Here is a 17,187-nt window from a genome sequence, read left to right as displayed (position 1 = left end):
CGCGGATTTCAGTACGAGTCGAGGAGCACCTACATGATCCCATCATCAAACGTCCGGATCTCCAGTTCGGCTTCCGTGGATACCACGCAGCGAACCGGCGGCAGCAGCGATTTTCATCAACGGCCGGAACAACCGACCCAGCGCAGCTCGCACTCACTGGGCAGCATCGGCAAACACTTCAGGAAAAAGCTCGGCAAGCTCCTGCATATCGGCTCTCCCTCAAGCAGCCGCCCGAACGTTTCGGCAGCGGCTTCTGGCGCCGCCACCAGCGCCACTGCCGCAACCCCAGCGCCAGCCATGGCCACACCCGCCGCCCCCAGACCACCAAGCCGCAACTCGTTAGGCGCTCAGCTTGCGGCCGCGCGCCAGCAGGAGAGACTGGACGGTAAAAAACCGATGACACAGGGCCAGGCGAGCGACGAGGCCTCGACATCGGGGAGTGCAGAAAAAGAGCCGAAAGCCCCAAACAAACCTCGGACCAAGCTGCTGTCGGGCGGCGTGCACGAGCTGGTGACCACCCGCCCGCTTAAAAAAATGCAAGTCAAACTGGATTCGGTTCCGGAAGACCGCTTCATCAACCCGCCCATGGCGTCCAAAACCCAGGAAGACCTCGACCGTGAGCTCGCCGCGAGCCAGCCCAAACCGAAGGCGGCTGCAAAAGGCGAACAGAGCGCTACCGATAAAAACCAGCGCAATGAGGCCAGCGTTCCAGAGACCCAGGCCAGCGGGGTCAGCGAGATCGAGGAGATCGAGGAGATCGGCGAAGACACGGGCCTGCACGGCTTCAGCGAGGAAGATCACTCGCCAACCGGAAAAACCTCGGAGCAGGATGAACAGGCTGTCAAATCAGCACTCAAGGAAAGTCGCCGGGATGGTGGGCGGTTGCAGGGAGAAGACGGTCTTGGCCGTTCGATCAACGATCAACTGGCGCAGCCACCCAGCGCGCATTCGCTGACGAATGAGCCGGGCCCGAAGTTGTCACGCAGCAATGCCGGGCGCTTCAACCATGGCACCGAGTTGTTGGAACGTCAGAACAATCCGAAAAGGCCCCTGAGCCTGGACCGCGACGGCCAGCTGCAGGTGGGGCGCATGGACCCTCCAGCGCTCGCCGACATCGTCCAGTCGAAGCTCAAGACCGCCAACAATTCGTTTGTCGCCCTGCACAGCGAGTCCGGGGCCAATAGCCACGAACATGTGCTGTTGGATAACAAGGGCAACCTGCTCCATCTCAAGCAATCCGATACCGCGACCACCTTGCTGCGCAGCAGCCAGACCAGCGACGCCCGACAGTTCCTCAAAGACTTCACCGATGCCACCCCGCAGCTGCGCAATCAAAACGGCAGCCTGGGCCTGTACGGACAAAACACCCAGATCGGCAAGGAGATCCTGGACGCGCCCGGCAAGGCCCAATTCAGCCACTTGACCGGCGTACACGAGGACCACAATGGCCAGCAACTGCGCCTGCATGACGACAAACTCTATCGCTTCGACCCGGCCACCAAGGGCTGGCAAGCGCATCCGGAACTTGCCGAGCAGACCTTCAGCGCGCTGAGCACCCAAGGCAATGGCAGGACCTATGGCCTGACCGACAAGGCGGTGGTCGACCTGAGTTCGGAAGACAATCGGCAATACCCGGTCAGTAACATCAAGGCCTTTTCCGTCAGCCGCGAGGGTGAAGCCGCCTTGCTCCAGAACAAGAACGATAAGCAAAGCCTCGGGCTGCTCGATCTGAGCGCCAATCCGGCCACGGCGCTCACCGCGAGCATCGACTTGAAGCTCGCCGATGACGCGGACGTCACCAGCATCGCCCTGACCAAAGACGCCCTGCTGCTCAGCGATACTCAGGGACGGCTATACAGTGTCGACCGCCAGCAACTGAGCGATGACCGCACCGAACTGTCGCTGACACCGGAACACACGATCGCGCACCCGGACGTGAACCTGGGAGTAACCCACCATGCCGAAGCGTTGATCGGTGACGCCCAGGGCCAGGTCCATGCGATGATCAAGGATCCGGCAGGTCACACCCATGCCCTCCCGGTCGATACCGCCAGCGGCTCGCTCAAGCCTGGCTGGAACCTGACCGATGCCATGGTGCTGAACAACACCCGCGGCCTGCCCAATGTCACACCGACCCAAAGCAACACCTTCGACCTCGGCCGTCTCGGCAAAGTCGGCCTGGAGAACCAGCAAGTCCAGCGCTGGGACGCCGCCACCCGCGCCTGGGGCCATACCGAGATCAAGGATGTCAGCCATCTGAGTATCGGCCTCGATAGCCGGGCCTACATGATTCAGGACGGTACGCTGAAGAAGCTCGAGGTGAGCCAGGCCCCCGCGCCGCAATCCTTCGGTCGTGACTATGCGTTGTCCCAAGCGACCCAAACCACCCAAGTGAGCGCCGGCAGCGCTATCGCCGGGCTGGAGGGTCGCACCATCACCGCTTTCGCCATGGTCAACCCGGACCACTTCGTGGCCCTGGACGATACCGGCAAACTCACCGCCCACCACGAAAAAGGCGCGATGACCGAGCTGAGCACCGAAGGCCTGAACGGGTCGATCAAGTCCCTGGCGCTGGACCAGCATTCGGACTTGTACGCCCTGAACGATCAAGGTGAAGCCTTCCAGCTGGACAAGGAAGACTGGCAGGCCTCCGAGGCGAAACCGCGTCCTGAAGCGCAATGGAAAAAAATCGCCACACCGGATGACGAGCCGCTGGGTTCATTGCGTACCGGCGATGACCAGCAACTGAACGCCACCCTGTTGCATGGCGACGATAAACCGTTGGCCCGGCAAAACAACCATGACTGGAAAGCGGTAGAACCGTCAGAAAGCAAGGATACCCTGAGCGAACTGCATGGCCGCATCAGTGACGGCGAAGTGCGCAAACGCATTCCCGGAACCGGCCTGATCGCAAAGTTCAGCACGACCGCACTGGGCCGGGGAGGAATGGATTCGAAGAACCGCACCAGCTCGGGTGAGTTCATCACCGCCCATGTGTTCAAACCCACCCTGGAAATGCCGCGCTGGATGAAGGCCACGGGTGACAGCCTGGTGCATACCGCCAAAGGCCGGGACGGTCTCAACGATGTCTATCAGGCCGAAGGCAAGCTCTTCAAAAAACTGGAGGCCATCGCTGACGCCGACACCCCGGTGCCGGCCAAGGGCGAAGACCTCAAGTCTCGGATCGCCAGGCTGGACCTGGGCCCGGAAGGCAAAGGGCTGGTTGAGCAACTCGAGGGGTTTCGCAATGAGCTGGAAAACCATGCGTACAAGAGCACCGTGCATCTGGGACAGGAATATGGCCAGCTGAAAACGCTGCCGTTTCGCCAATTCGAAGGGCTGCTCAATCAGCATGGGGAGTTCAATCCGCCCTCCAAACGCACGGCCCTGAGCATGGGTCTGTCCGATGTCGCGCGTAAGCTCAACATCAACAGTTCCGACCACAACCTGGTACAAGAGCTGCAGGGTGCCCTGAAAAAAATCGCCCCTTCGGATGAGAACCGCACCGGCGAACTGCTGGGCAAGCTCGAAGAAAAAGGCATGAATATCTCTCACCAGAAGGAAGAGATTCCCCTGGGCCGCCGACGCAATCCCAGTGACGACCTGGCACTGACCAAGGCCCGCCTGGCGCTGGATGTCGTGGCCCTCAAGGATTTGTCCGATCTGGTGGGCAAGATCGAAAACGAGCAAAAGGAAGCCCAGGCGCAAGCCCACCTGCAACAGCCTCAGCCGGCAGAGCCACCGCGGATGCGCACCGCGCAAATCATGGAGTACCGCGACGGGCTGCTGCAACTGCGCGATGTGCAGTACGAAGATCACCCGGTCAAGCAGGTCACCGACATGGGCTTCCGTGGGCATGCCAGCCTGGAATCGACCTATGACGGCATCAAGGCCTTCATCAACGGCTTCAGCAAAACCGACCATGCCATCAGCACCAACCTGCGCGCCGCCACCGGCAGCACCACCCAGAAGGAACTGGCCGGCACGCTCACGTCCGCGCTAAAACAGCTCGATTCCGATGATGAAATCAGCATACAACGCAGCTATGGCGCCAACCTCAGCACGCCCTTCATCGCCCCCGTCGGCAAACCCATGGGCCCCTTTCCCAGCGGCGGCCTGGGCGCCTCGCGCAGCTACACCCTGAATGCCGAGCGTGATGGGGAAGGCGTCAAGGTTTATATGATTCGCGAGGGCTCGCTCACGGGCTCGGGGGGACTCGGTGCGGGCAGAAACCTGTTGCTCGACATGACCGGCAAGGAATCCAACAATAAAAAACTGCCCACCGACAACGATCGCAGTTTCCTGCCGGCCGTGCGTCTGGACGGTGAACTGAGCGCGACAGCCACCACCCGCAATCGCAATGCCCTGGTGTTCAACGTCGCCGATGAAGACATCGGCAAATTCGTCGACGGCATGATCTCCGGCACGACCACTCCCATGGACTTGATGAAAAGCGGGTATGCCCATGAAGTGGAAAAGGGCCGGAACTTCAACGTCGATGTAGTCCTTAGCGCGACCGTCGACGGCCGCGCCGGGGTCGGTCTCAGCGAAGACGGCAGCACGCCGCTGTCCTCGGCGGCGCGACTGACCGGTGGTGCCAGCGTCAGCGTCAACCTGATGAACTACAGCGACTACTCACTGAAGTCGACCTCGGACGATACCCGCGTGCGCCGGGAAGGCGGGATGAACCGCCCACGTTTTCTCAACAGCCTGACGGCCGGTACCCATTTTCGCGGTCAACTCGTGGGCGGTCGCGATCTTCCTCCGCCCGCAGGCAGCACCGCCGATGCCGGCGTGTTGGGGATCAGCCTCCCGGCGGCTTACAGCAAATCGGTCACGGTGGAGTCGAAAACCACCAAGCGCGTGAAGTTCGAGTTCAGCGAGGCGCAGCCTTTGAAAGACTCGGACGTCGGCAAAATTTCCGATGGTTTGAAAAGCACCTTCAAGGATAAAGCCATCGAAAAAGCCCTGGTGCAGCTCAGCGAGCAGTCCAAAGCACCGGAGCAGGCGACGGACCCGGACAAGGCCATCGACGCACATCTGGAGGGGCTAGAGACCTTGTTCGCGGACAAGACGCCACAGAACGATGAGCAACATGCAGCCAAGCGCGCGTTGACCCGAGCCGGTCATCAGCATGCCGCAGCCAAGAGCCACCACAACATACTCAACGGCGCCCGTTTCGAGAGTTCCTACACGAATCTGTCGCGCCTGGATGAGAAAAGCCTGTTGACCCAACTGACCATGGGGTTGAATCCGGACCACGTACAGAGCAATGCCGAGCGAATCGCCGGGTTCATGGAACAGGATCCGAAACTCAAAGCACTGGTCGGGCACCTGAAATCATCCATGGGCACCCTCGCCCGTGTGCGTCTGGAGCTCAAGGATGGGCCAAGCGATACCGTGGATATCGGCTCGAGAAATGGCACCCTGACCCATGGCGATCTGACTAAAATGCTCGATAACCGCGACAACATGAGGCTCAAGGCGATCACCGTCTACCACTCCGCCACCCAGCCGGACAGCTTCACCACCCCGACCCCGCTGCTCAGCGCCAGCAGCGGAGCGGCCCTGACCATCACCAAGACTTTGGGCCAGATCAATTTCACCTATGGCAAAGACGAGAACGTGCCGAAGGCTTACACCCTGGCCGGCGACATCGCCCGTACCGATGCCGGCACCAAAGCGCTTCTGACCGAGTTGAAAGATGCAGATCTGCAGCTCAAGAGTTAAACCAGCGGTAACCTGCGCAGGCGTATATTTGCAGGAATATGCGCCTGACACGGCCACTGACAATCACCCATCTCTGATTATGCGATCATCCGGAGTACCTTGCCGTGCGCCCCTCTTTTTATTCGCTGGATTCGTTCAAACCGCTACTCGAACTGAAAAACAACTGGCAGATCATTCGCGACGAACTATCACGTCTGCAGGCCCCTCTGCTCGACATCGACCGGACCGACAAGAGCCATGGTCAGGTCTTCACCGAACTCAACCTGCACTTGCTTGAGGGCGGTGACTACGGCTGGCTCAAAGGCTGGGGGCAGGCAGGCGGTAATCGCGATTGGGTGCAGTTTGCCCTGCAGGTGCAGAACCAGCCGATCGAGGCCGCCCGGGCGTTTTTTCCCGACACACTCGACCTGCTCGGCGCCCTGGACGGCATCAAGGTGTGCTCCCTGGCGCGCCTGGCCGCTCACAGTTTTCTGACCTGTCATCGGCATCCCGAAGTGTTCAGCGAAGGGCTGCTACAAATGCACATCACCCTGAGCGCTGCGGTCGAAGGTAATTACGCGTACCTCAATGTCAACGGCGAGTTCCATCAGCACCGCGCAGGCGAGGCCGTGATTTTCGATGGTTCGCTCGACCACTTCGTGGTCAATGCCTCGAACGTCGAGCGCACCATTCTTTACCTTGAGTTCGACAAGGCCAGGATGGCGAGCTGCTGAACGCCGCAGGCACCGAAAAAAAAATAAGTCCTTGCGCAGAACCTGTGGGAGCGAGGCTTGCCCGCGAAGAACGATGACGCGTAATACCTGAAAAGCCGCGGTGCATTCTTCGCGGGCAAGCCTCGCTCCCACAGGATTTTCGTCGCTCATACTTCTTGACTTACCGGCATTGGAACTTGCGCCGAAGCCCTCGCCCATCAAGCCCCCACCGCCACCCGCCCGGAACACAGCGCTTCGTTGCGCTGGGCCAGCCAGCAGATGCTCGGTACCGTACGGTCATTGGTGCAGGCCTTCCATCGACGGTTTGTACAGCGCGCAAGCTGGCGGTGACGCATGAATCCGCATATGCCGATGTGCAGCAATTGGTGCACGCGGCGGTGATAACGAGAAAGCCCGGTCAAATGACCGCAATGCTGTTCACTTAAGCGCACTTTTCAGTCATGCCTACCTTTATGTGGCGAGCGAGCTTGCTCGCGCTGGGCCGCGTAGCGGCCCCATAAATCTGACAAGCATTGCCGATTTTTGTGAGTGCTACGCACTCAAGCGGGAGCAAGCTCCCTCGCCACAGGTTTCTCTGACTCAAGACTCTTTGATGTGAACGGCATTACGGTCAAATGACCGGGCCTGGTTTCAGCGGTATATCAGTGCATGCTGGGGCGTGTGTCACCCGCGCGCAGGATCCTGTCGGCAAATAGCCGAACGATCCAGAAAGCGGTCACGGCGGCATCGCTTTGCAGGTCTTGAGCATTCGCATCACGCAAGAACAAGGTCTCCAGACCGTCGACATAGCGGTCGAACTGAAAGCGTCCGCTGCCTTGAGTCGGCTGATCAAGCGTTGCATGCAAACGCTCGAGTACCAGGTCGATCGCATATTCGAACGCCTTGCGTTGCTCCGGCGAAAGGTAACCGTCACCCTGCACCAGGCTCCTCCAGCTCACAGGCGTTTGATCCTCTGTCTGCCCGACTGCCATCACACGTCCTCCCGTTTGGTCGATTCAGGCAGTTTGCTGTAGGCATTCTCGACATTTTGCAGATCGATGTTATGGGTCTTGAGCTTCAGGTCTTCACTGTCGCTTTTGACGAACGAGAATTTGCCATTTTCGGCACTGATGTTATTCAGGTCGAGATTCCAGTTACCTTGCTGGCCGCCGTTGGTGCGCATGAAGGTGCCGAAATCCTTGACCTTGAAGTTATCGACACTCACGTTGGCATCGGCATTAAGCTGGAAGACTTTGTCATTGGCGCCTTGGGCTGTGCTGTTGGTGACGTTCAGGTTAGTGGTCTTGGCACCGCCATCCTTCACGGTCAGCGCATCTTCGCCGACATTGGTCCAGTGCACGTTATCAACGTTGACCGCCTTCTCGCTCGCCGCCTTGACGTGCACACCGTCTGCGCCGTTTTCACCAATCACGACGTTCTTCAGGGTGGCGCCCTCGGCCAGTTCGAACAGAGGCTTCTGCCCCTCGGCTTGACCGCCATCACCCAGGGCAGAGCCTGCGGTGAAGGTCTTGCCTTCACCGTCAAAGGTTTCACCAGGACCGACCTTGATGGTCTCGTTGACCACTGTCGGATTGCTCGATGCGCTCGGGAAATCGATGTTCGAAGCCCCGCCAGTGCTTGAAGTCGCATTGGAGGACGGCGCCAGACCTTTGGAGTCAGTGCCCGCAGGCGCCAGTGCACCGCCGCCGCCACCGCCAGCAGGTCCGGTAACCGTAGGCGCTACGCCCTCGGAACCACCGGCCTCTGGAGCAGCACCGCCCCCTCCTCCGCCACCGGAAACGGGCGATGGGCTGCCGCCCGTCGAGACAGGCGAAGCGCCCTTGCTGGACGATGTATCACCGCCTTTCGCTGCGTCACCGAAGGTCTCCGGGTGGCTGTCCATGAACTGGCTGATCAACTCCAGCAACTCTTTCAGGTTGCTATCCTGATTGACTTGGCCGCCGCCGTCGGCGGTCGGCGATACCGAGTTTTTCAAGGAGCCGTCGCCAAGACTCTTCATCAAGTTGTTGACTAGCTCTTCAGTGCTCTGGCTGTCACCTGATCCACTGGTGCCACCCACGCCCGTGCCACCACCCAGCTCGTTGGTGCCGCCCAGCGCGTTCAGTTTATTGCCGCCGGCACCCGCACCACCCAAGGCGTTGCTGCCGTTGCTGCCGTTGCTACTCTGACTCGAGCCTTCGGCACCATCTCCACCCAGGACCTTCTCGAAGAGTGCCAGCAGAACCTGCTTGAGCAGCTCTTTGTCCGCGGCCTCGTCACCGCCTTGAGCCGCGCCCTTATCGGACGTCCCGCCCTGACCGCTGCCCTGGACATCGTTGTTGCCGCTCTTCAGCTTTTCCAGCAGGTCGCTGATGGCGCTGGAGCCATCGCCACTTCCCGCACCGCCTGCCCCCTGTTGCCCTGAAGATGAATTGAGTAGCATTTTAGACAACAAACCCGCCAGGTCCTCCAGGGCTGAAGCACCGGACTGGCTGCCATTGGAGCCGGTCTGACCGAGCCCGCTGTCGCCCTGAGCGCCGATTCCATTCGAGCCGGAAGGACTTTGGGCAAGGTTTATCGTGATATTTAAATCCGCCATAGTGTTGGCCTCATATATAAATAATAAGTCGTTGAGGATTGCCGAGCCCCCCTGAACTTTGACGCTCTAGACTTTCGTGCCTGGCGCGTCGCCCGAACCGGAAGTACCGCCACTGCCTTGGCCTGGCGTGCCGAACGTTTCCGGATAGGTGTCCATGAGCTGACCGACCATCCCCAGCGTCTCCTTCGAGGTGCCATCCTTGCTGACCTGACCACCACCATCGGCAGTCGGCGCTACCGACTTCGACAACGAGCTGTCACCGAGACTTTTCATCAAGGTGTTGAGCAGTTCTTCAATACCTTGGCCACCGCCTGCTCCACTCGCCCCACCCGGGCTGGCACCACCGGCACCACTTGCGCCGCCCGCGGCATCGACACCCTTGCTCTGACCGGTGCTGTCACCACTCTCACCGCCCTGCAGTTGTTTGAGGAGCGCCTGGAGAAGCTGTTTGAGCAACTCCTGCGTAGATGCGTCTTCACTGCCCTTGGTTTGCGCGTCGCTCTGACCGCTGTCCTGGGCGCCTTGACTACCTTGAGTGCCGCTCTTCAGCTGATCCAGCAGCTTGCTGAGGGCATCCGAGCCAGCCTCACTGCCGCTCCCGGTGCCACCAGCGCCCTGTTGCCCCGAACCCGCAGATGAATTGAGCAGCAGCTCGGACAGTAAACCCGCCAGGTCCTCCAGCGATGAACCACCGGACTGACCGCCTCCCAGGCCTGTCTGGCCCAGCCCCGTGTCGCCCGCGCCGCCAAGACCGCCCAGGCCGGAAGAGCCCAATGAACTTTGCGAAATACCTAAATCTGCCATGATCTGTAGCCTCGCTTGTGAGTGAATGGGATAGTTACGGACTGCAACCATCCCTCGCTAAGTGGCGCTGAATAACAGCCAGTTCCCTGCTACTTGCATTACGCCAACAGTCGCCCAAGCGAAGTACGGGTTTCCCGGACCTGTGCAATAAAACCGGTCACCCAATGACAGAAGTGGTCTTCATTCAAATACTCAAGTTCGCGCTGAGTGCACAGGCGCACCTCACCCTGATCAAGCGCAAGCCAGCAGCCGCGCAAGGCAGAGACGTCGAAGTTCAGATCAAGCAAGCGTTGCAGATTATCAGCTCGTTTTTGTACGTTTCCGAGCCGACAGTGCAGTACGATATTTTCACTGTGTTCCGGCAGTTCAATAACAGCCACTTGATTATCGTCACTGTCATAAAGTGCACATACTCCCTGTTGCAAAGACAAGGGGAGACCCAACCGCTCACCCATTCGGTCGAGAAAGCGCTGAATAGTTTTATTGGAGTCCGCCATCTTTGATTCCTCTCATGTTAGCGTCTGCCGGACACACGTCTGGCTCACGTCATGAGTGGAAAAACAATGGCATGTGGTTCCTTCTGGAATCGAGCCGGATTCAGTGTTTCAGACCTGCCAGTTCCAGCGCCTGAACCATCAGAAGCCCGGACTCAGTACAGATCTGTCGAGCGTAGAAGGTGGTTTGGGAGTCGCGAGGGCGCCCCGAGAAGTAATGTTTCATCGGATCAGGGCTGTCATTCCAACAGCAAAATGTTCTGACACTCTCCCATTATTGGAAGATTCAACCCATCTGTTTTTCCATTGCAAGGCTAATCATGACCAGGCTGCAATTCGTCGTCCTGTTCCGTCCGGGCAACGTGCGCACTGGCTGCGGACATCGCCTGTCGATGTATCAATGCCCAGTCATAAAGTGATTGCAGTGCGACGGTCAACTGCTGCCCAAGCTCGGTCAGTTCATAATCCACGCGAGGTGGTATTGTCAGATACATCGTTCGATTGATCAGCCCCTCCTGCTCCAGACCTTTGAGAGTCCGCGTCAGCATGCGTTGCGAAATCCCTGAGACCTCTTGATGGATTTCGTTGTAACGCATGGGTCTGTGGACCAGCGCGTCGATCACCTTCAGCGTCCACTTGTCGCCAATGCGCGCAAACAAATCAGTAAGCAAAAGACACATTCCCGGGTTCGCCATTACTCATAACATCCAAAAAAATCCCTCCTTACAGACTGACAAAACCCGCTGCAATGTTAACGCTATCTTTTATAAAAACAAAAATAAAGAGGACTTCATGAAACAGCTCAAATCTCTCCTTCCAGCAGTCGTCCCTCCTCCGGCATTCTGATCTGTGACAACGATCACATGCCTATCAGGTGTTGTTGGGCCGTGGACTAAAATTCCCGACGATGTCGCGGTACTCGGCTACGACCACATGATCAGTAACTCGGTGACAGCGCGTACGCTTGTACTGCCGGGATCAAGCGTACGCACTTGTTGTTGGGTCAGCTCTTGAGATGCAGATCTGCGTCTTTCAACTCTTTCAATAGTTGTTTTTCGCTTGTCCTGGTTCTCGCGATATCGCCATCAAGGGTATAGCTCTTCGGCATACTCTCATCCGCACCGTAGATGAAGTTGATCTTGCCGAGTGTCTTGGTGACCGTCAGGGACGAGCTACTGGCGGCACTGATGAGCGGTGTCGGCGTGCTGAAGCTTTCCGGCTGGGTCACACCGTGAAGAACCATGATGGACTGGATTCGCGTGTTGTCGCGGTTACCGAGCATCGTGGCCAGGTCGCCGTGGGTAATGGTGCCGTTCCTCGAGCCGATATCTACGGTATCGGTCGCTTTGTCCTTGAGCTCATGCCTGACGCGGGCGACAGTGCCGCTGGTGGACTGAAGGTGCCCGATAAGGGCTTTCAATTTCGGGTCTTTCTCCATGAACTCGGCGATACGTTCAGCATTGCTTACGACATGATTTGGATTCACGCCGGACGCCAGTTGAGTCAAGAGGGTTTTCTCATCCAGACGTGACAGGTTCGTGTAAGCGCTTTCGAACATGGCACCTTCGAGCAGGTTGTGATGCTCCTTGGCCGCGACATGCCGGTGACCGGCCTTGGTCAGTGCGCGCAGAGCCGCATGCTGCTCGTCATTCTCGGGTTGCTTGTTGGCGAAGTGTTTATCCAGCCCCTCCAGATGCGACTCAACAGCCTTGTCTGGATCTACTGCCAACTCAGGCGCTTTCGACTGCTCGCTGAGCCGGGCCAGCTCATTCTGAGTGGCTTTGTCCTTGAAGGCGCTTTTCAAAGTGTCAGAGACTTTTCCAATGTCCTCCTCTTTCAAGGACTGCGCTTCCTTGAACTTGAAGTTGACCATCTTGGAGGTTTTCGACTCCACACTCATCGATCCAATGAGTTCCGGCGTGGAGGCGATACCCAGACCTCCGGGAAGGGGGGCTTTTGCGCCACTGCCGGGAGCAGGGGCAGGCGGTGCGATCGTGCGTCCACCGGCGACTTGAGCGCGAAGGAAAGCACTGGCGGTCGCTTTGTTCAAAAAGCGTGGACGGTTCATGCCCGACTCACGCACGGTAGCGTTATCCGAAGTCGATTTCATTGAATAGTCGCTGTAGTTCAGCAGGTTTACGCTGACGTTAGCCCCGCCTATGACGCGGGCCGCTGCGTTCAACGGCGTACTGCCGGCCTTACTGAGACCGACCCCGACACGTCCATCAACCCCGGCGGTGAGGTTCACGTCAAAGTTGAAGCGTTTCGCCCGCTGTACCTCATGGGAATAGCCGCTTTTCATCAACTCCATGGGGGTGGTCTTCCCCGAGATCATATTGTCGACGAATTTGTCGATATCTTCATCGGCAATCTTGAACTGCAGGCCATTGCTTAGGGTACTCGTGGCCGTAGCGCTCAGACCTGCATCCATACGCACACCTGGTTGGAGTTCGCGATCGTTGCCTATCGGTTTGCTGTTGGACTCCTTGTGTGTGAGCTTGCTCAGTATGTCCCTGCCCGCACCTACCCCAGCCGTACCCGAGAGTGCACCGTCACGCGTCATGTAGACGACGATGCCTTCTTTATCACGTAAGGCACCCATGGTATAGGTCCGAGCCGCGCCGACACCGCCGTTTGGAAAGGGGCCGAAGGGTTTACCGATCAGGCCGACGAAAGGGGGGGACAGGCTCGCGCCATAGCTGCGCTGTATGCTGATTTCATCATCGCCATGATCGAGCTGTTTCAGCGCGGACTTGAGCGTTCCGGCCAGTTCCTTCTGGGTGGTGCTGCCAGTGGCGGCGCGCAGGTTGGAACTGGTGGCATGGTCGGTTTTACTGAAGCCATTGATGAAGGCCTTGATGCCGTCATAGGTCGATTCCAGGCTGGCATGCCCACGGAAGCCCATGTCGGTGACCTGCTTGACCGGGTGATCTTCGTACTGCACATCGCGCAGTTGCAGCAGCCCGTCGCGGTACTCCATGATTTGCGCGGTGCGCATCCGCGGTGGCTCTGCCGGCTGAGGCTGTTGCAGGTGGGCTTGCGCCTGGGCTTCCTTTTGCTCGTTTTCGATCTTGCCCACCAGATCGGACAAATCCTTGAGGGCCACGACATCCAGCGCCAGGCGGGCCTTGGTCAGTGCCAGGTCGTCACTGGGATTGCGTCGGCGGCCCAGGGGAATCTCTTCCTTCTGGTGAGAGATATTCATGCCTTTTTCTTCGAGCTTGCCCAGCAGTTCGCCGGTGCGGTTCTCATCCGAAGGGGCGATTTTTTTCAGGGCACCCTGCAGCTCTTGTACCAGGTTGTGGTCGGAACTGTTGATGTTGAGCTTACGCGCGACATCGGACAGGCCCATGCTCAGGGCCGTCCGTTTGGAGGGCGGATTGAACTCCCCATGCTGATTGAGCAGCCCTTCGAATTGGCGAAACGGCAGCGTTTTCAGCTGGCCATATTCCTGCCCCAGATGCACGGTGCTCTTGTACGCATGGTTTTCCAGCTCACTGCGAAACCCCTCGAGTTGCTCAACCAGCCCCTTGCCTTCCGGGCCCAGGTCCAGCCTGGCGATCCGAGACTTGAGGTCTTCGCCCTTGGCCGGCACCGGGGTGTCGGCGTCAGCGATGGCCTCCAGTTTTTTGAAGAGCTTGCCTTCGGCCTGGTAGACATCATTGAGACCGTCCCGGCCTTTGGCGGTATGCACCAGGCTGTCACCCGTGGCCTTCATCCAGCGTGGCATTTCCAGCGTGGGTTTGAACACATGGGCGGTGATGAATTCTTTGGTACTGACACGGTTCTTCGTTTCCATCGCCCCCCGGCCCAGTGCACTGACGGCGAACCGCGCCGTAAGACCGGTGCCAGGGATGCGCTTGGTTTTGACGCCATCATTGAGACGTTCATGCAAATCGCCGAGGACATCCTTGCTTTCTGACGGTTCTACCGCTTTCCAATCATGGTTGTTTTGCCGGGCCAGCGGTTTATCGTCGCCATGCAACAGGGTGGCATTCAATTGCTGGTCATCGCCGGTGCGCAACGAGCCCAGCGGTTCGTCGTCCGGCGTGGAAATTTTTTTCCATTGCGCTTCGGGGCGCGGTTTCGCCTCGGAGGCTTGCCAGTCTTCCTTGTCCATCTGGAAGGCTTCACCTTGATCGTTCAGGGCGTACAAGTCTGAATTCTGGTCCAGCGCCAGGGACTTGATCGACCCGTTCAGGCCCTCGGTGTTCAGCTCGGTCATCGCGCCTTTTTCGTGGTGGGCGGTGAGTTTGCCGGTATCGTCCAGGGCCACGAAGTGGTCCGGGTTGACCATGGCGAAAGCGGTGATGGTGCGACCCTCCAGCCCGGCGATAGCGCTGCCGGCGCTCACTTGGGTGGTTTGGGTCGCTTGGGACAACGCATAGTCACGACCGAAGGATTGCGGCGCGGGGGCCTGGCTGACCTCGAGCTTCTTCAGCGTTCCGTCCTGAATCATGTAGGCCCGGCTATCGAGGCCGATACTCAGATGGCTGACATCCTTGATCTCGGTATGGCCCCAGGCGCGGGTGGCGGCGTCCCAGCGCTGGACTTGCTGGTTCTCCAGGCCGACTTTGCCGAGACGGCCGAGGTCGAAGGTGTTGCTTTGGGTCGGTGTGACATTGGGCAGGCCGCGGGTGTTGTTCAGCACCATGGCATCGGTCAGGTTCCAGCCAGGCTTGAGCGAGCCGCTGGCGGTATCGACCGGGAGGACATGGGTGTGACCTGCCGGATCCTTGATCATTGCATGGACCTGGCCCTGGTCGTCACCGATCAACGCTTCGGCATGGTGGGTTCCCCCCAGGTTGACGTCCGGGTGCGTGATTGCCTGCTCCGGTGTCAGCGACAGTTCGGTGCGGTCATCGCTCAGTTGCTGGCGGTCGACACTGTATAGCCGTCCCTGAGTATCGCTGAGCAGCAGGGCGTCTTTGGTCAGGGCGATGCTGGTGACGTCCGCGTCATCGGCGAGCTTCACGTCGATGCTCGCGGTGAGCGCCGTGGCCGGATTGGCGCTCAGATCGAGCAGCCCGAGGCTTTGTTTATCGTTCTTGTTCTGGAGTAAGGCGGCTTCACCCTCGCGGCTAACGGAAAAGGCCTTGATGTTACTGACCGGGTATTGCCGATTGTCTTCCGAACTCAGGTCGACCACCGCCTTGTCGGTCAGGCCATAGGTCCTGCCATTGCCTTGGGTGCTCAGCGCGCTGAAGGTCCGCTCGGCAAGTTCCGGATGCGCTTGCCAGCCCTTGGTAGCCGGGTCGAAGCGATAGAGTTTGTCGTCATGCAGGCGCAGCTGCTGGCCGTTGTGGTCTTCGTGTACGCCGGTCAAGTGGCTGAATTGGGCCTTGCCGGGCGCGTCCAGGATCTCCTTGCCGATCTGGGTGTTCTGTCCGTACAGGCCCAGGCTGCCGTTCTGATTGCGCAGCTGCGGGGCGGCATCGGTGAAGTCTTTGAGGAACTGTCGGGCGTCGCTGGTCTGGCTGCTGCGCAGCAAGGTGGTCGCGGTATCGGATTGCTTGAGATGGAGCAGGTTGCCCTTGTTATCCAACAGCACATGTTCATGGCTATCGGCCCCGAACTCGCTGTGCAGGGCGACAAACGAATTGTTGGCGGTCTTGAGCTTCGACTGGACGATGTCGGCGAGTGCCGGAGGGTCCATGCGCCCCACCTGCAACTGGCCCTCGCGGTCCAGGCTCAGGGGCTGTTTCGGGTTGTTCGTGCGTTCCAGCAGCTCGATGCCATGGTTGAAGCGTCCGGCATTGCTGCGTGACAGCTTTGGGCCTGGCTCATTCGCCAGCGCTCGCGCACCGGTGGGCGCCAGTTGATCGCTGAGCGACCGACCGAGACTGTCCCCGCCCTGCAGCCGTCCACCATCCCGGCGACTTTCCTTGAGTGCTGATTTGACAGCCTGTTCATCCTGCTCCGAGGTTTTTCCGTCTTCCAGGCTGGCGCCGTGCAGGCCCGTGTCTTCGCCGACTTCCTCGATCTCGCTGACTATGGTGGCCGGGCTTTTTGAAGTGCTGGCCTCATTGCGCTGGTTTTTATCGGTAGCGCTCTGTTCGCCGTTCGCCGCCGCCTTCGGTTTGGACAGGTGGGTGGCAAGTTCATGGTCGACATCGTTTTCCGGAACCGACTCCAGTTTGACGGGCATTTTTTTTAGCGGGCGGGTGGTCACCAGCTCGTGCATACCACCCGACAGCAGCTTGGTCCGAGGTTTGTTCGAGGCTTTCGGATCTTTTTCTGCACTCCCCGACGTCGAGGGCTCGTCGCTCGCCTGGCCCTGTCTCATCGGCTTTTTACCGGCCGCTTTCTCCTCCTGACGCGCGCGCTCAAGCTGCGCGCCTAGCGCGTTGTGGCTGGGTGGTCGGCGGGCGGCGGGAGTGGCCATGGCTGGCGCTGGGGTTGCGGTGGTGGCGCTGGTGGCGGCGCCAGAAGCCGCTGCCGAAACGTTCGGACGGCTGCCGGTGGCAGAGCCTATATGCAGGAGCTTGCCGAGCTTTTTCCTGAAGTGTTTGCCGATGCTGCCCAGTGAGTGTGAACTGCGCTGGGTCGGTTGTTCCGGCCGTTGATGAAAATCGCTGCTGCCGCCGGTTCGCTGCGTGGTATCCACGGAAGCCGAACTGGACACCTGACCCAAGGGGGATAGTTTCATATTTGTCTTCCTTGATTTTTATCCGGGACAAGCCCCATCCTGGAGCAGTATTAGTATTCACTTATAAGTGACAGTTCAGACAAGCCAGCTCCATAGATACATTTAAAATGTTGTGTCATTCGCGACTAATATCCAGAAACATCCAGAAACATCCTGCCTGAAGTGCACATACTCCCTATTTTAAAGCGGAGAGAGCGCTCGAAAAGTGCTGGATAGTTT

General features: G+C 59.0%; 8 protein-coding genes. 2 read left to right on the top strand and 6 right to left on the bottom strand.

Annotation, left to right across the window (positions count from 1 at the left end; genetic code table 11):
• The first annotated feature begins 33 nt into the window (after positions 1-33).
• The gene (locus tag ACA044_RS13080; RefSeq protein ID WP_497446710.1) at positions 34-5,730 is read left to right on the top strand and encodes an AvrE-family type 3 secretion system effector; all 5,697 of its coding nucleotides are present in this window, start codon (positions 34-36) and stop codon (positions 5,728-5,730) included.
• A 104-nt stretch (positions 5,731-5,834) separates the two neighbouring features.
• Positions 5,835-6,443: an aspartyl/asparaginyl beta-hydroxylase domain-containing protein gene (locus ACA044_RS13075; protein ID WP_497446709.1), complete on the top strand. Its 609-nt coding sequence runs from the start codon at positions 5,835-5,837 to the stop codon at positions 6,441-6,443.
• A gap of 641 nt (positions 6,444-7,084) precedes the next feature.
• Here ACA044_RS13075 and ACA044_RS13070 read toward each other — a convergent pair.
• From ACA044_RS13070 to ACA044_RS13045, 6 genes are all read right to left on the bottom strand, one after another.
• Positions 7,085-7,381 carry an HrpW-specific chaperone gene (locus ACA044_RS13070; protein WP_497446708.1) on the bottom strand — a complete coding sequence of 99 codons (297 nt, stop codon included), beginning with the start codon at positions 7,379-7,381 and terminating at the stop codon, positions 7,085-7,087.
• A gap of 32 nt (positions 7,382-7,413) precedes the next feature.
• Entirely contained in the window at positions 7,414-9,021 is a 1,608-nt protein-coding gene (locus ACA044_RS13065; protein WP_497446707.1) for a pectate lyase, read from the bottom strand.
• 66 nt (positions 9,022-9,087) lie between these two features.
• Positions 9,088-9,825, bottom strand: a complete 738-nt coding sequence (locus ACA044_RS13060; RefSeq protein ID WP_497446706.1) for a hypothetical protein — start codon at positions 9,823-9,825, stop codon at positions 9,088-9,090.
• A 98-nt stretch (positions 9,826-9,923) separates the two neighbouring features.
• Positions 9,924-10,322: a type III secretion system chaperone gene (locus ACA044_RS13055; RefSeq protein ID WP_497446705.1), complete on the bottom strand. Its 399-nt coding sequence runs from the start codon at positions 10,320-10,322 to the stop codon at positions 9,924-9,926.
• A gap of 311 nt (positions 10,323-10,633) precedes the next feature.
• A complete protein-coding gene (locus ACA044_RS13050; RefSeq protein WP_497447218.1) occupies positions 10,634-10,999 on the bottom strand; it encodes a winged helix-turn-helix transcriptional regulator in 366 nt (121 codons plus the stop codon).
• A 323-nt stretch (positions 11,000-11,322) separates the two neighbouring features.
• Positions 11,323-16,968 (bottom strand): AvrE-family type 3 secretion system effector, encoded by a 5,646-nt coding sequence (locus ACA044_RS13045; RefSeq protein WP_497446704.1) that lies wholly within the window; start codon positions 16,966-16,968, stop codon positions 11,323-11,325.
• Positions 16,969-17,187: the final 219 nt, after the last annotated feature.

It is taken from the genome of Pseudomonas sp. LBUM1673 (assembly GCF_059695645.1).
Note: the sequence above shows the minus strand (reverse complement) of the source record. Positions and strands in the feature narration are given on the sequence as shown.

What these genes read in the sequence shown, in the direction of transcription:
- ACA044_RS13065 (WP_497446707.1), bottom strand. Translation starts at nt 9,021, where the DNA reads ATGGCGGATTTAAATATCACGATAAACCTTGCCCAAAGTCCTTCCGGC.
- ACA044_RS13060 (WP_497446706.1), bottom strand. Translation starts at nt 9,825, where the DNA reads ATGGCAGATTTAGGTATTTCGCAAAGTTCATTGGGCTCTTCCGGCCTG.
- ACA044_RS13045 (WP_497446704.1), bottom strand. Translation starts at nt 16,968, where the DNA reads ATGAAACTATCCCCCTTGGGTCAGGTGTCCAGTTCGGCTTCCGTGGAT.
- ACA044_RS13080 (WP_497446710.1), top strand. Translation starts at nt 34, where the DNA reads ATGATCCCATCATCAAACGTCCGGATCTCCAGTTCGGCTTCCGTGGAT.
- ACA044_RS13050 (WP_497447218.1), bottom strand. Translation starts at nt 10,999, where the DNA reads ATGTGTCTTTTGCTTACTGATTTGTTTGCGCGCATTGGCGACAAGTGG.
- ACA044_RS13055 (WP_497446705.1), bottom strand. Translation starts at nt 10,322, where the DNA reads ATGGCGGACTCCAATAAAACTATTCAGCGCTTTCTCGACCGAATGGGT.